Here is a 13,994-nt window from a genome sequence, read left to right as displayed (position 1 = left end):
CACCGCACACGCGATGCCTTCCGCCGAAGCCTCCAGCACCGCGCCAGGCCGCACCCAGTCGGCCGCTGCCGTACTGGCCTTCGGACTCGGGCTGGCGGTGGTGCTGGGCATCGTGCTGGTCGTGGTCGCCGCGTCTGATCGGCGCAATCGCCTGGTCGCCGCGGAGCAGCAGAACCTCGCCCTCACCTCCGGCGCGGGACGACTGGTGTGGTTGCAGCTTCGCAACCTGGAACGGGCCATGCTCGGCATCGCCGGCGATGCGCAGCGCATCGAGGACACCGCACCGGAGCACGCCCTGCCCCTCGTCGCCGAATCCTTCGCCGGCGTCGCGCAGCGCCAGCAGGAGCTGGAAAGCCTGGAGCTCACCGATGCGCGCGGCCGCCCGCTGAGCGGCGGACGCGGCGAGCCGGAGTTCGCGCGCTGGCCGGACCTGCAACGCGCACGTGCGCACGCGCGATCGATGTCCGTCGGCCCACTGCAACGGCATGGCGGCCGATGGCTGTTGCCGTTGGCGGTGCCGATGCGCGGCGACCGCTGGATCATCGCGCGGCTGCGCACGGAGGAGCTGCACGGGCTCATCCGCCACCTCGAAGGCGACCGCCGTCGCCTCATCCAGCTTGCCGACGCGCAATCGCGCATCGTCGCCGACAACCGCGGCCTGCAGTACGTGGGCGATCGCGACGACGATTTCGTGGCCGCGCAGGTGGAGCCACGCTCGGTCGAGTCCGGCACCGGATACGGCGACGGCGTAGCGCGCATCACCGCGTCCGGTGCGGTGCCCGGCTATCCGCTGCACGTCAACGTGGGCCTGCCGCGCACCAGCGTACTCGCGCCTTGGTGGCGACTGGTCATCGCCGGCACCGTGCTGTACGCGCTGTATCTGGTCGGTCTGGCGTACCTGGTGCGCGTGGTGAAGCGCAACGCGCGCGACAACGCCGCCATGCTGAAACGCCTGACCGAAACCGCCGAAGGCCTGCGCCGCGCGCAGGAACTGGGCCGCACCGGCACCTGGAGCGCCGATCGCAGCGGCACGATCCGCTGGTCGGACCAGGTGGCGGAACTGGTCGGGCTGCGTGGCGATCGCCACGACGCGACGATCGAGGACTTCTACGCAAGCGTGCACCCGGACGATCGCGAGCGCGTGTCCGCCGATTTCGCCCAGGCCTGGCGCAACGGCGAGCCGTACTCGCTCGACTACCGCATCCTCGGCGACGACGGTGTCGTGCGTTGGATTTCTGCGCGCGGCGCCGCGGTCATCGGCCCGCACGGCACCGAGCAGATGAGCGGCACGGTCATGGACATCACCGCGCGAATGGAAGCGCAGCAGGCGCTGGCGGACACCGAACGCCAGTTCCGCCTGCTGTTCCAGCGCAACCCGCTGCCGTTCTGGGTGTTCGACGTGGAGACGCTGCGGTTCCTGGAGGTCAACGAGGCGGCCATCGCGCAGTACGGCTACACGCGCGAGGAGTTCCTCGCCATGACGATCTTCGACATCCGCCCCGAAGAACATCGCCATGAAGTGATGGAGGATCTTGACCGACACGCGGGCGCGCACCACGACGAAGCGCGCATGTGGGTGCACCGGCGCAAGGACGGACGCCTGCTCGAAGCGCGCGTGTACGCCACCGACATCGAGCTGCGCGGCCGGCCCGCGCGGCTCGTGCTCGCCGAGGACGTGACCGATCGGATGGCGCAGCAGCGCGAGCTGGCGTATCGCGCCAGCCACGACATGACCAGCGGCCTGCCCAACGCCGACGCGCTGGCGCAGCGCATCGATGCGATGGCGCCGGGGCCCTGCCGCGTGGCGAGCATCCAGCTGCGAGGGCTGGAGCTGATCGAGGACAGCCTGGGCCGCGAAGCCGGGCACGACACGCTGCGCGCGATGGCCACGCGCGTGGCGCGCCTGGGCGAGCGCTTCGGCGCCGCGGGCCACGTGCGCGGCGACGAGTTCGCGCTGGTGGTGTGTCCCGCGCAGGCCTGGGATCAGGCCTTGCAGAATCTGCAACGCGAGCTGGCGCGACCGATCCCCGGTGAGGACACGCTGCACCGTCTGGAATCGTGGATCGGCGTGGCCGACCTGCGCGCCGGCGAACACCAGGCCGCCCAGGCCATCGGCAACGCCGGGCTCGCGGCGCACGTGGCCCGCACCGAGCACCGTCCCGTCGTGGTGTTCGAACCGGGCATGGCGCGCCACGCCAGCGACCGCCTGCGCCTGGCCGGCCGCATCCATCGCGCCATCGACGCGGACGAGTTCGAGCTGCATTTCCAGATCCTGTGGGATGTCGGGCGCTCACGGCCGGCCGGTCTGGAAACGCTGATCCGCTGGCCGCAGAGTGATGGCGGCTACCTGCCGCCATCGCAGTTCATCGGCATCTGCGAAGACACCGGCCTGATCGTCCCGCTGGGCCGCTGGGCCATGCGCGAAGCCGCCGCGGCGCAGCGTCTGCTGGGCCGCGCCGGATTCGGCGATCTGCCCGTGGCAGTGAACGTGTCGCTGATCCAGTTCATCGACGGCGACATCGCGCACGACATCGAGCGCACGCTGGCCGACTACGAACTGCCGCGCGGCGCGCTCCACATCGAGCTGACCGAGAGCGTGCTGATGACGCGTCCGGAGCAGGCGCTGGATACCCTGCGCCGCCTGCAGGACGCCGGCGTGTGCATTTCGCTGGACGACTTCGGCACGGGGTTTTCGAGCATGTCCTACCTCAAGCAGCTGCCGCTGGATGCGATCAAGCTGGACCGCTCGTTCGTGCGCGACGTCGATCGCGACGAACGCAGCGCCTCGATCTGCGATGCGCTGCTGACGCTGGGGCACGGCCTGGGGCTGAAGGTGGTCGGCGAAGGCGTGGAGACGCAGGCGCAGTTCGAATGGCTGGCCGCGCACGGCTGCGACCAGGTGCAGGGCTTCGGCATCCACCGCCCCGCACCGCTCGCACAAGCGATCGAGCAATTGCGCACGATGCGCGACTGGATCGACGGGCCGTGGCAGGCGTCGGGGACGCATTCGCGCTGACGCTTCGGCAAAGGGCACCGCCTGCCGGCACCTCTCCGCTCGCGCGAGCGGGGCTCGGGTGCGGCATTCCACGCGCCTCAGGTCAACGTCGGATACAGCCGCCGCATCGTGAAGCACACGCGCCACTGCCCCTGGTCGATCACCACCAGGTACGACGCGGATCGCAGCGTGCGTGCGATGCGCCACTTGCACGCAGGAAAGGTGAACCCGCGCAGCGTCGAAAACGGCGCGCCGTGTTCGCGCACCATGTCGGCCAGCGTGCGCGAGGTGAGTTCCAGTGCGCTGTCCAGCGTGCCGCTGCCCAGCAGGAGCATGATCAGCGTTTCGATGCCGTCGCGATCGGCCTCATCGAACGCCTTCAGGCATTCGAAAGGCTCCAATTGCCCGTGATCCTCACTTGGATCATGCAGGTTCTCGTAGCGGTAGCCGCACTCGAGGCACTGGTGATGGCGAACGATCTCGTCGGACAGACGCAGGCTGCGCACGCGCTCGCCGCAGCGTGGACACAACTCGTTGCCCCTCGGGGAGAAAGACATGGTGGGGCCGACCCTGGCTCCGGAATGAAGAGCCATCCTCGGCAGAACGCGCGGGCGCTTGAATCGGAACGTTCTGAAAACCGCCCGCCGCGCGTCAGGGAAGCGTTTTCAGGGCGGCCACCACGCCGGGCAGCAGCGTGCGCACGCGTGTGTCGGCGGACTGGTCGGCCTCGACGTAGACCGCCTGCAGGAAGGCCACCAGATCGTGTCGCCGTGCCAACCATTGCGGGTCGCGCCAGGCCAACGACGGATCGCCCAACCGCGTGACCAGGGCCGCGAACCACGCCGTCCAGCCGGCCTCGTCGCGAATCGCGCGCTGCGCCGCGTACACCACGGGCGCCGCCAGCCGCTGCGGCTCGCCGAAGACATACGCCACGCCCGACGCGGGCACCGCCTGCGTCGCCACCGCATCGACGATGCGATGCAGCTGCGGTCCGTCCAGCGCCGGATTCAGCGAGAGCTGCATCAGCCAGTCGGCACCGTGCGCGACACCGTGGCGCCAGCCCTCGTCCGGTTCGAAGCCGCGGTAATCGCGCACCGATTCCAGGTACGCGACCGCGCGCAGCACCATCGTCGAACGTTCGGCGGGCGTCATCCACGGCGCGAGGCGATCGGTGCGCGCGACCTCCGACAGCACCAGCGCCGCGAACGGCCATGCGTAGCCGTCCGCATCGGGCGCGCCCAGCATCGCGTAAAGGCGCTCGCGCATGGCGCGCAGAGTCTCCGGCGGCAGCTCGCCCTTGCGCATCCAGCCGGAGAGCGCTTCGAAGGCGATGCCATCGCGCAGGCCCGGGTCGGGCGCCGCGAGGCAATCGGTGAGCGCCAGCGCGAGCGCGGCACGCTCGTTCGCATCGGCGATGACGAAACCGCCCTGTTTCAGCGACTCCAGCCGCTCCACCGGCCAGCCGTCGGGCGGACACGCCTGCGCGGCGGACGCGCTCGCGCACGCGCCGAACGACAGGCAGACGGTCATGACCGTGGAAAAAAGGATCGGCGGATGGCGCATGTCATCGGGTCCAGCGCGGGGCGCCTTGCGGCACGGCCCGGCGACTATGCCACCGCACCGCGCCGCTTTCACCCGTCGTCATCGCCGCGCGGCGCGCGCGGGCCTATCATGCGCGCATGCCGGCCGCACGGCCGCCCCGCCGCATCGCGATGTCCCACAAGAAGCCCATCGAACACTACCTCAAGCCCGCCGGCGGCTGGGACGCGCTGCGCAGTTCCTGGCAGGCACTTCGCGACCAACAGGTCGTGATGAAGGGCGCCTCCACGCTGCTGCGCGCCAACCAGCCGCGCGGCTTCGACTGCCCGGGCTGCGCCTGGCCCGACCGCAATCCGCATTCGACCTTCGAATTCTGCGAGAACGGCGTCAAGGCCGTCGCCAACGAGACGACCTCCAAACGCGTCACGCGCGCGTTCTTCGAACAGCACACCGTCGCCTGGCTCGACCAGCAGGACGACCACTTCCTGGAAGCACAGGGCCGTCTCACCGAGCCGATGCTGTACGACGCGGCCAGCGATCGTTACCGGCCGATCGCGTGGAACGAAGCGTTCGCCTCCATCGCGCGCGCGTTGAACACGCTCGGCTCGCCGGACGAGGCGATCTTCTACACCTCGGGGCGCACGTCGAACGAAGCCGCCTTCCTGTACCAGTTGTTCGTGCGCGAGTTCGGCACCAACAACCTGCCCGACTGCTCGAACATGTGCCACGAAGCCTCGGGCGTGGCGCTGACCGAACAGCTCGGCAGCGGCAAGGGCTCGGTGACGCTGGAGGATTTCGAGCTAGCCCAGGCGATCTTCATCTTCGGCCAGAACCCCGGCACCAACCACCCGCGCATGCTCGGCGAACTGCGCAGCGCGGCCAAACGCGGCTGCCGCATCGTCGCCTTCAATCCGCTGCGCGAGCGTGGGCTGGAGCGCTTCGCCAACCCGCAGTCGCCGGCCGACATGCTCGGCGGCGGCAGCACGCAGCTGGCGTCGGAGTACTACCAGCCGCGCATCGGCGGCGATCTCGCCGTGGCGACGGCGCTGTGCAAGGTCGTGATCGAGAGCGGCGCGGTGGATCGCGAGTTCATCGACGCGCATACGCACGGCTACGAGGACTTCGCCGCCACGGTCCGCGCGACGCAATGGGACGCGCTGGAACGCGAATCGGGCCTGTCGCGCGCCGACCTCGAACAGGCCGCGCGCACCTACCTGGACAGCACGGCCACGATCGTGTGCTGGGGCATGGGCATCACCCAGCATGCGCGCAGCGTGGCGACGATCCAGATGCTGGGCAACCTGCTGCTCCTGCGCGGCAACATCGGCCGGCCGGGCGCGGGACCGTGCCCGGTGCGTGGGCATTCCAACGTGCAGGGCGACCGCACGATGGGCATCTACGAGCAGCCCTCGGCCATATTCCTCGATCGCCTTGGCGCGGAGTTCGATTTCGCCCCGCCGCGTGCGCACGGCTTCGACACGGTCGCCGCGATCCAGGCCATGCACGACGGCCGGGCGAAAGTGTTCTTCGCGATGGGCGGCAACTTCGCCGCCGCCACGCCTGACACGGCGCTGACGCATGAAGCGCTGCGGCGATGTGAACTCACCGTGCACGTGAGCACCAAGCTCAACCGCTCGCACCTGGTGCACGGACGCGACGCGCTGATCCTGCCGTGCCTGGGACGCACCGAGATCGACCTGCAGGCCGACGGCCCACAGGCAGTGACGGTGGAGGATTCGATGAGCATGGTGCACCTGTCGTCGGGGATGAATCCGCCCGCGTCGGAGCACCTGATGTCGGAACCGGCGATCATCGCGCACCTGGCCGCCGCCACGCTGCCGGGCAGCCGCACGCCGTGGCTGGAACTGGTGCGCGACTACGACCGCATCCGCGACCGCATCGCGCGCGTGATCGAGGGCTTCGCCGACTTCAACGTACGCGTGCGCACCGACGGTGGCTTCCACCTGCACCATCCCGGCCGATCGCGCATGTTCCCCACCGCCAGCGGCAAGGCCGGCTTCTTCGCACACGCGCTCGATGCGCACCGCGCGCAGGACGAGGTGCTGCAACTGATGACGGTGCGTTCCCACGACCAGTACAACACCACGGTGTACGGACTGGACGACCGCTACCGCGGTGTGCACGGGCTGCGCCGCGTGTGCTTCATCTCGACGGCCGACCTGGCGCGCCTCGGGCTGCGCGACGGCGAGCATGTCGACATCACATCGGTTTGGCACGACGGCGAGCGCACCGTGCGCGACTTCCGCCTGGTCGAATACGACATCCCGTCCGGCTGCCTGGCCAGCTACTTCCCCGAGACCAACGCGCTGGTGCCGCTGGACCACCATGCCGAACGCGCGCGCACGCCGGCGTCCAAGTCCATCCCCGTGCGCCTGCGCCGGAGCACGCCGGCATGAGCGACGACGACGCGCTCGCGCTGCTGCGCCTGTTGCAGTCCGAAGACGGCCAGTCGATCCACCGCGTCGCCAAGCGCCTGCACCTGGGCCTGAGCGAGCTGCAACGCCTGCTTGCGGCGCTGGGCGACGATCCGCGCTTCGACGGACTGGATCTGGTCGAACGCCGCCAGGACGGTGGGCGCACCGTGCTGTGGCTCACCGCGAAGGGACGGCAACTGGTGGACGCGGCATGAACGAGCCGCTGCAATCCGTGCAGGCATTGCGGTTGCATGCCGACGATCGCGCGCCGCACGCGGGCCGCGCGCCGCACTTAGACCACGTCATCGTCGAGGCGCCCGTCGCCCTGCTCTACAACGGCGAGTCCTTCGCCGTGATGATGGCCACGCCCGAATCGCTGGAGGACTTCGCGCTCGGCTTCGCGCTGAGCGAAGGCATCGTGGCGGAGCCGGCGGAATTCAGGCTGGTGGACGTGGTGCGCCACGACACGGGCGTGGCGTTGCACGCGGCGATTCCGCAAGCGCGCTTCGATGTGCTGCAGGAACGTCGTCGCGGCATGGAAGGCCGCAGTGGGTGCGGGCTATGCGGCGTGGAGAGCCTTCAGGCCGCGCTGCGCCCGGTGCCGCGCGTGGCGACGGGCGCGACGGTGGAGATCGCCGCGATCCGCGCCGCACTGGTCGAACTCGCACGGCAGCAGCCGCTCAACGCACTCAGCGGCGGCGTGCATGCGGCCGGCTTCGCGCACGCCGGCGGTCTGCTGGTGCGCGAGGATGTCGGCCGCCACAACGCGCTGGACAAGCTGATCGGCGCAATGGTCCGCCATGCGCCGCCGCTCGCGGCCGACGCGGGCTTTCTCGTCATCACCTCACGCGCGTCGTACGAGATCGTGCACAAGGCGGCGACCGCGGGCATCGGCCTGGTCGTGGCGATCTCCGCACCGACAGATCTTGCGATCCGCACCGCCGACGATGCGGGCGTCACGCTCGCTGCGTTCGCGCGCGGCGATTCGCTCAACGTCTACACGCATCCGCGACGGATCGCGGAGCGCTGACTCAGCGCGCCAGGCTGCGATCCAGGAAGCGCAGCACCGATTCGTAGTACTTCCTGCGCGATTCCACGCCGTAGAACCCGTGCGTCTCGTCGGAAGGAAAGTAGCCGTCATACGGGATCTTGGCTTCGTCCAGGGCGCGTCGCATCGCGCGCAGGTGTTCGGGCGAGACGCGGCGATCGCGCATGCCCTGCACCAGCATCACCCGCGCGCGGATGCTGCCGGCGTGCGCGGTCGGCGATGCCTGGCGCAGTTGCGCCTGGTCCTCGCCCAGTGAGCGCGCGAGGTACGCGCGTCCCCATTCGGAACGCTGCGTGTCGCCCCAGCGGTAGAGCGTGGGCAGATCGTAGGGACCGGCCATGCCGACGACACAGCGGTACAGCTCCGGCTCGCGCACGGCGCCCATCAGCGCGGCGTAGCCGCCGTAGCTTTCGCCCCAGATGCAGATCCGCGACGCATCGGCGCCGCCGTGTTCGATTGCCCAGCGCGTGGCGTCGGTAAGGTCGTCCTGCATCGCGCGGCCCCACTGGCGGTAGCCGGACTCGATGAACGCGCGGCCGCGGCCCTTCGAACCGCGGAAGTTGATGCGCAGCACCGCATAGCCGCGCGTGGCCAGCATCTGCACGTCGTCGGCGAACGCCCAGCCGTCGGCGACGCCGAACGGCCCGCCGTGCGGCATCACCACCAGCGGATGCGGGCCGTCGCCTGCCGGCCTGTTCAGCCATCCGTGAAGTACCACGCCGTCGCGCGCGGTGAACGTCACCGGCGTCGATGGCCGCATCGCGGAAGCCGCAAGCCACGGCCGGCTGCGCGCCAGCAGCTTGAGATCGCCGCTGGCGGTGTCGAGCAGATAGAAGCGCTCCGGCTCCACCGCACTGGTCACGGTGACCAGCGCGCGGCGGCCGTCGCGACTGGCGCTGGTGACGCGCGCGAGTTCACCGGGAAACGAATCGATGAGTTCGCGCGACAGCGCCGCGTGCGGGTGCGCGGTGTCGAAGAAGCGCACCTGCGGCCGGATGCCGCCGTACACCGCGCCGATGGGCTCGTGCCCGTCGAAGGACCACACCAGGCTCTGCGGGTCCGAATCGGGATCGCTGGCGACCACCGTGCGCTCGCCGCTGACCAGGTCGATCCGCTCGATCACGTCCGGCCCCTGCTTGCGTTCGCTCCACAGGAAGCCGTAGCGACGGTCGTAGCTGGTGCCGATGGGCGTGGACTCGATACCGCTGTCCTGCTCGTCGTTGATCTTCGTCCAGGTGCCGTCGCGCAGCAGGTAGACCTGCTGGCGATCGTCGTCGTCGGTGTTCCAGGAAAAACGCACCGTGCCGCTGCGGTCGGCGAGGAAATCGGCATTGGGAATCGGCGCGTCGACGATGTCTTCGCGCGAGCCCAGCCCGTCGCTGCGCATCTTGCGCACGCGTGTCCAGCAATCGTTGATGGTGACCTTGCGGCAGTACGAGGTCAGCACATGCTCGGGGTCGTCGATCAGCGGGTCGATCATGTAGCCGGGGAATGAGCGGCCGTTGCGGCCATCCACGTCCACCGAGTGCTGGTTGGGCAGCATGTACGGCTGCTCCAGCGTGCCCAGCTTGATCGAGACCGAGGCGAACAGACGCGTGTCGGACACCCACGTTTCGGATTCGACGAAACCGTCGCGGCCCGGGTCGATCTTCGCGGTGACCTGCATGTCCGCCAGGCGCAGGATGGCCAGCACGGTGCGGTCGTCGAAGGGCACGCGGGCCGCCACGTAGTCGCCGCGCGGCGACAGGGTCATCGATTCGTACTGCGGTTGCTTCAGGAAGTCCGCCAAAGCGGGCCCGGTCGCCCCCACGTCCGCCACCCAGGCCAGCGGCACCAGCGCCGCGGCCGCGATCCACTGCTTCATGTTTTCCCCCTGCGCCGGCTCCCCCGGGTGCAGGTGGACGATACCCGCTCCGGCGGCGCCGCGCAGCGGTCGGCCAGAGTCGGCAACGGCGCCTCAACGATCGGCCTATGGGGTCGGGCCTACGCAGGGGATATCCTCGCGGGACCGCGGCCCTGCCGCCTGTTCCGACCCTTCGAGACCCGTCCATGCCGTCGTTCCGTCCCACCCTGCTCGCCGCCGCCGTGCTCACGGCGAGCCTCGCCGCCTGCCAGCCGCAACCTTCTCCCGCCCCCGCCGACACCAAGGCCACGGCCGCCGCGCCGGCCTCCGACGCCGCCGTGGATGCGCGCTTCGCCGAAATCTCCCAGCAGTGGCTCGACGGCTGGCTGCGCCTGAACCCGGTCTCCGCCACGCAGATCGGCAAGCACGACTTCGACGGCGAGATCGACGATCTCAGCGCCGCCGGTCGCCAGGCGCAGGTGGACTTCGCCAAGAAGATCCTCGCGCAGCTCGACGGCATCGACACCGCCAAGCTCTCGCGCGAGAACCAGATCGACGCGGCGATCCTGCGCAACCAGGTGCGCGGCGATATCTGGAGCATCGATACGCTGCAGAGCTGGGCCTGGGATCCGCAGGTGTACAGCGGCCTGGCCGGTGGCGCGATCTACAACCTGATGGCGCGCGAGTTCGCACCGATGCCGCAGCGCCTGAAGTCGGCGACCGCGCGCATGCAGAAGATCCCCAGCATCTACGCGCAGATGCGCGAGAACCTGGACCCGGCGCGCGTGCCGAAGATCCACGCCGAGAAAGTGGCCAAGCAGAACGCCGGCATGCTCAGCCTCATCGACACCTTCATCGTGCCCAACGCCGGCCAGTTGCAGGGCGAGGATCGCAAGCAGCTCGACGCCGCCGTCGAAGGCCTGCGCAAGGCCGTCGCCGAGCAGCAGACCTGGCTCGACAAGACGCTGGTGCCCAACGCGAAGGGCGACTTCCGCATCGGCCAGAAGCTGTACGACGAGAAGCTGCAGTTCTCGCTGAACTCCTCGCTGTCGCGCGCGGAGATCAAGCAGCGCGCCGAAGGCGAACTCAAGCGCGTGCGCGGCGAGATGTACGCCATCGCCCAGACCGTGCTGAAGGACAAGCCGAACGCGCCGGACATGCCGGCCAACCCGACGCCGGAACAGCAGCAGAAGGCGATCGAGGCCGCGCTCGAACTGGCCTACGCCGACAAGCCCGCGCGCGACCAGGTCGTGGACTTCGCCAAGCAGACGCTGGCGCAGGCGACCGACTTCACCCGCAAGCACGATCTGGTCACCGTGCCGAACGATCCGGTGAAGATCATCCTGATGCCGGAGTTCCAGCGCGGCGTGGCGGTGGCCTACTGCGATTCGCCGGGTCCGCTCGACAAGGGCCTGGACACCTACTACGCGATCTCACCGATCCCGGACGAGTGGGACGACAAGCAGGTCGACTCGTTCCTGCGCGAATACAACAACCGCATGATCCATCTGCTGTCCATCCACGAAGCGATGCCGGGCCACTACCTGGAAGGCGCGCATTCGGCGGAGTCGCACTCCACCCTGCGTTCGGTGCTGCGCTCGGGCCTGTTCGCCGAAGGCTGGGCGGTCTACACCGAGGACATGATGGCCGACGCCGGCTACCTGGATAACGACCCGCTGTTCCGCCTGGTGCAGCTGAAGTTCTACCTGCGCACGATCGCCAACGCGATCCTCGACCAGGGCGTGCACGTGGACAACTGGACCCGCGAGCAGGCGATGGAACTGATGACCAAGCAGGCGTTCCAGCAGGAGAGCGAGGCTGCCGGCAAGTGGGATCGCGCGCAGCTCACCTCGGCGCAGCTGCCGACGTATTTCGTCGGTGCGCAGGAGCACTTCGACATGCGCAAGGCCGTGGAAGCCAAGCTGGGCGGCAAGTTCAACGCCAAGGCCTACCACGACCAGGTGCTGAGCTACGGCGCGCCGCCGGTGCGCTTCGTGCGCGAGATGATGCTGGACGAGCCGATCCAGTAAGCGGCTGCTTCAAGGCTTCTTCAAAACCCCTCTCCCACCGGGAGAGGGGTTGGGGTGAGGGGCGGCGAAGCGGAAACGATGACCCGCCGATGCACCGTTTGGACCGCCATGTCACGCCTTCCGGAGCGTGATGCAGCCGATGCATGGATCCCCGCCTTCGCGGGGATGACAACTCAGGAACACGACGTTTCTCCGTAGCCCGGGTAAGCGAAGCGCACCCGGGATCACGGCCACCGCACCCGGGTGCGCTTCGCTTACCCGGGCTACGAGTAACGCCTCTCAGCGCGAACGCCCGTCGTAATGCACCACCTTCAACGACGAGGCCTCCACACCGTCCAGGCAGCGCGCGTTGATCGCGATGACGGCCGTGCCGTCCGGTGCGGTGCCTTCGGTGAACGGCGAGATGCCGCAGTTCGGGCAGAAGTGGTGCTGCAGCTTGTGGGTGTTGAAGGTGTACGTGCGGAAGTTCGACTCGGGCGTCTTCAGCTCGAACGTGGTGCGCGGCACGAACCACAGCAATCCGCCGCGCTTGGCGCACATCGAACAGTTGCAGTCCAGGACCTGCTCGATCTCTCCGTCGACTTCATACGCGATGCCGCCGCAGTGGCAGCCTCCGGTGTAGTGCGTCATGGCGTGCTCCTTGGTCCGTGAGCGCCGATTCTGCCCCAGCCACGCCGCGCACGGTGTGCACGAAGCGACATCGGCTTAACCGGGCGGCGTTATGCTTCGCCCCCTCACTGTCCCATCGAGGCCGCCGACATGCCCGCATCCCGCCGAGGCAGCACCGTGATCCCGACGTTGAGCTATCGCGACGCGCCGGCCATGATCGACTGGCTGGTCCGCGCGTTCGGTTTTCAGAAACAGGCCGTCTACATGGACGGCGACGTCGTCCTGCATGCGCAGCTGACCTGGGGCGACGGCATGATCATGCTCGGCTCCAGCGGCAAGGACGGCGACTGGGCCAAGCTGATGGCGCAGCCGGACGAAATCGGCGGCCGCTCCACGCACGGCTTGTGCGTGATCGTCGACGACCCCGATGCGCATTACGCCCACGCGAAAACCGCAGGCGCCACCATCGTCATCGACATCGCCGACCAGCACTACGGCGGACGCGGCTACGCGGCGCGCGATCCGGAAGGTTACGTGTGGTGGTTCGGCAGCTACGATCCGTGGAATCCCGAAGGCGAAAATCCCTGAGCATGGAACTCTTCGAAGCACATCCCCGTCCCGTGGACGGCATCCGCGTCGGCATCGGCGGCTGGACGTTCGCGCCGTGGCGCGACAACTTCTATCCCAAGGGCCTGGTGCAGCGCCGCGAGCTGGAATACGCCAGCCGCAAGCTCACCGCGATCGAAGTCAACGGCACCTACTACGGCGCGCAGAAGCCGGCCACCTACGCCAAGTGGGCCTCGGAAACGCCGGAGGGTTTCGTCTTCTCGGCCAAGGCGCCGATGCGGATCATGCAGTCGCGCGCATTGGCGAAGACCGGGCCGCAGATAGAGGATTTCCTCGGCGGCATCGCCTCGCTGGGCGACCGGCTCGGGCCGATCGTGTGGCAGTTCGACGAGAACCAGCGCATCCAGCGCGAGAGCTTCGGCGAGTTCCTGCGGCTGCTGCCCGCGTCGGTCGAAGGCCGTGCGTTGCGGCATGTGCTCGACGTACGCGATCCTGCGTTCGTGAATGCCGACTACGTCGCGCTCGCGCGCCAGCACAACATGGCGACCGTGTTCACCGATTCGGACGAACATCCCTCCTTCGCCGATGTCACCGCCAATTTCGTCTACGCGCGGCTCATGCGCGCGCGCAGCGACGTGCCGACCGGCTACACCGATGCCGAACTGGCGACGTGGGCGCAGCGCGCGCACGAATGGGCCGACGGCCGTCAGCCCGACGCGCTGCCGTATCTGTCGAAGGACGCCGCACCGCAGCGCAAGCGCGACGTGTTCGTGTACTTCATCAGCGCGGCGAAGGAGCGAAATCCGGCCGCGGCGATGGCGCTGATCCAACGGCTGGGCGCGTGAGGCCGGCGGCTCGTCGCAAACCCCGACGTCGACCCGTGCCGAAAGGCACTCGCCTGCGCGCCTTCTCGACACTATCAACGGCA

Annotated in this window: 11 protein-coding genes; 7 read left to right on the top strand and 4 right to left on the bottom strand. The window is 68.9% G+C overall.

Going from position 1 to position 13,994, the window contains the following annotated elements; translation table 11 throughout:
- Window positions 1–13: 13 nt before the first annotated feature.
- Complete coding sequence (locus AAFF32_RS09545) at window positions 14–3,016, top strand: EAL domain-containing protein (protein ID WP_342317152.1); 3,003 nt, start codon at window positions 14–16, stop codon at window positions 3,014–3,016.
- A 77-nt stretch (window positions 3,017–3,093) separates the two neighbouring features.
- Here the strand turns inward: AAFF32_RS09545 and AAFF32_RS09540 are convergent, their stop codons facing one another.
- Both AAFF32_RS09540 and AAFF32_RS09535 read right to left on the bottom strand, forming a co-directional pair.
- Window positions 3,094–3,552 carry a hypothetical protein gene (locus AAFF32_RS09540; protein WP_342317151.1) on the bottom strand — a complete coding sequence of 153 codons (459 nt, stop codon included), beginning with the start codon at window positions 3,550–3,552 and terminating at the stop codon, window positions 3,094–3,096.
- 94 nt (window positions 3,553–3,646) lie between these two features.
- Complete coding sequence (locus AAFF32_RS09535; RefSeq protein WP_342317150.1) at window positions 3,647–4,558, bottom strand: DUF2785 domain-containing protein; 912 nt, start codon at window positions 4,556–4,558, stop codon at window positions 3,647–3,649.
- Window positions 4,559–4,707: 149 nt separating this feature from the next.
- Here AAFF32_RS09535 and AAFF32_RS09530 point away from each other — a divergent pair, with 149 nt between their 5' ends.
- From AAFF32_RS09530 to fdhD, 3 genes are read left to right on the top strand one after another with little or no spacing between them, the layout of a single operon-like run.
- Window positions 4,708–6,951, top strand: coding sequence for an FdhF/YdeP family oxidoreductase (locus tag AAFF32_RS09530; protein ID WP_342317149.1), 2,244 nt, complete (start codon window positions 4,708–4,710; stop codon window positions 6,949–6,951).
- On the top strand, window positions 6,948–7,184 hold the full coding sequence (locus AAFF32_RS09525) for a hypothetical protein (RefSeq protein WP_342317148.1): 237 nt from the start codon (window positions 6,948–6,950) through the stop codon (window positions 7,182–7,184). Before AAFF32_RS09530 ends, AAFF32_RS09525 begins: the two co-directional genes overlap by 4 nt.
- Entirely contained in the window at window positions 7,181–7,999 is an 819-nt protein-coding gene (gene fdhD, locus AAFF32_RS09520) for a formate dehydrogenase accessory sulfurtransferase FdhD (RefSeq protein WP_342317147.1), read from the top strand. Before AAFF32_RS09525 ends, fdhD begins: the two co-directional genes overlap by 4 nt.
- Before the next feature lies 1 nt (window position 8,000).
- Here the strand turns inward: fdhD and AAFF32_RS09515 are convergent, their stop codons facing one another.
- On the bottom strand, window positions 8,001–9,881 hold the full coding sequence (locus AAFF32_RS09515) for a prolyl oligopeptidase family serine peptidase (RefSeq protein ID WP_342317146.1): 1,881 nt from the start codon (window positions 9,879–9,881) through the stop codon (window positions 8,001–8,003).
- A gap of 185 nt (window positions 9,882–10,066) precedes the next feature.
- Between AAFF32_RS09515 and AAFF32_RS09510 the strand changes: the two genes are divergently transcribed.
- Window positions 10,067–11,890 (top strand): DUF885 domain-containing protein, encoded by a 1,824-nt coding sequence (locus AAFF32_RS09510; RefSeq protein WP_342317145.1) that lies wholly within the window; start codon window positions 10,067–10,069, stop codon window positions 11,888–11,890.
- Window positions 11,891–12,169: 279 nt separating this feature from the next.
- On the opposite strand, the gene AAFF32_RS09505 is transcribed toward AAFF32_RS09510, so the two are convergent.
- Window positions 12,170–12,520: a GFA family protein gene (locus AAFF32_RS09505; RefSeq protein ID WP_216959283.1), complete on the bottom strand. Its 351-nt coding sequence runs from the start codon at window positions 12,518–12,520 to the stop codon at window positions 12,170–12,172.
- A gap of 129 nt (window positions 12,521–12,649) precedes the next feature.
- Between AAFF32_RS09505 and AAFF32_RS09500 the strand changes: the two genes are divergently transcribed.
- Window positions 12,650–13,087, top strand: coding sequence for a VOC family protein (locus AAFF32_RS09500; protein WP_342317143.1), 438 nt, complete (start codon window positions 12,650–12,652; stop codon window positions 13,085–13,087).
- Between the two features lie 2 nt (window positions 13,088–13,089).
- Entirely contained in the window at window positions 13,090–13,911 is an 822-nt protein-coding gene (locus tag AAFF32_RS09495; RefSeq protein WP_342317142.1) for a DUF72 domain-containing protein, read from the top strand.
- The last annotated feature ends 83 nt before the right edge of the window (window positions 13,912–13,994 follow it).

The sequence above is a fragment of the Lysobacter sp. FW306-1B-D06B genome, from assembly GCF_038446665.1.
Lineage (GTDB): Bacteria > Pseudomonadota > Gammaproteobacteria > Xanthomonadales > Xanthomonadaceae > Lysobacter_J.
This window is presented reverse-complemented; position numbering and strand designations above follow the sequence as displayed.

What these genes read in the sequence shown, in the direction of transcription:
- AAFF32_RS09530 (WP_342317149.1), top strand. Translation starts at nt 4,708, where the DNA reads ATGTCCCACAAGAAGCCCATCGAACACTACCTCAAGCCCGCCGGCGGC.
- AAFF32_RS09525 (WP_342317148.1), top strand. Translation starts at nt 6,948, where the DNA reads ATGAGCGACGACGACGCGCTCGCGCTGCTGCGCCTGTTGCAGTCCGAA.
- AAFF32_RS09540 (WP_342317151.1), bottom strand. Translation starts at nt 3,552, where the DNA reads ATGTCTTTCTCCCCGAGGGGCAACGAGTTGTGTCCACGCTGCGGCGAG.
- AAFF32_RS09535 (WP_342317150.1), bottom strand. Translation starts at nt 4,558, where the DNA reads ATGCGCCATCCGCCGATCCTTTTTTCCACGGTCATGACCGTCTGCCTG.
- AAFF32_RS09505 (WP_216959283.1), bottom strand. Translation starts at nt 12,520, where the DNA reads ATGACGCACTACACCGGAGGCTGCCACTGCGGCGGCATCGCGTATGAA.
- fdhD (WP_342317147.1), top strand. Translation starts at nt 7,181, where the DNA reads ATGAACGAGCCGCTGCAATCCGTGCAGGCATTGCGGTTGCATGCCGAC.
- AAFF32_RS09515 (WP_342317146.1), bottom strand. Translation starts at nt 9,881, where the DNA reads ATGAAGCAGTGGATCGCGGCCGCGGCGCTGGTGCCGCTGGCCTGGGTG.
- AAFF32_RS09545 (WP_342317152.1), top strand. Translation starts at nt 14, where the DNA reads ATGCCTTCCGCCGAAGCCTCCAGCACCGCGCCAGGCCGCACCCAGTCG.
- AAFF32_RS09495 (WP_342317142.1), top strand. Translation starts at nt 13,090, where the DNA reads ATGGAACTCTTCGAAGCACATCCCCGTCCCGTGGACGGCATCCGCGTC.
- AAFF32_RS09510 (WP_342317145.1), top strand. Translation starts at nt 10,067, where the DNA reads ATGCCGTCGTTCCGTCCCACCCTGCTCGCCGCCGCCGTGCTCACGGCG.
- AAFF32_RS09500 (WP_342317143.1), top strand. Translation starts at nt 12,650, where the DNA reads ATGCCCGCATCCCGCCGAGGCAGCACCGTGATCCCGACGTTGAGCTAT.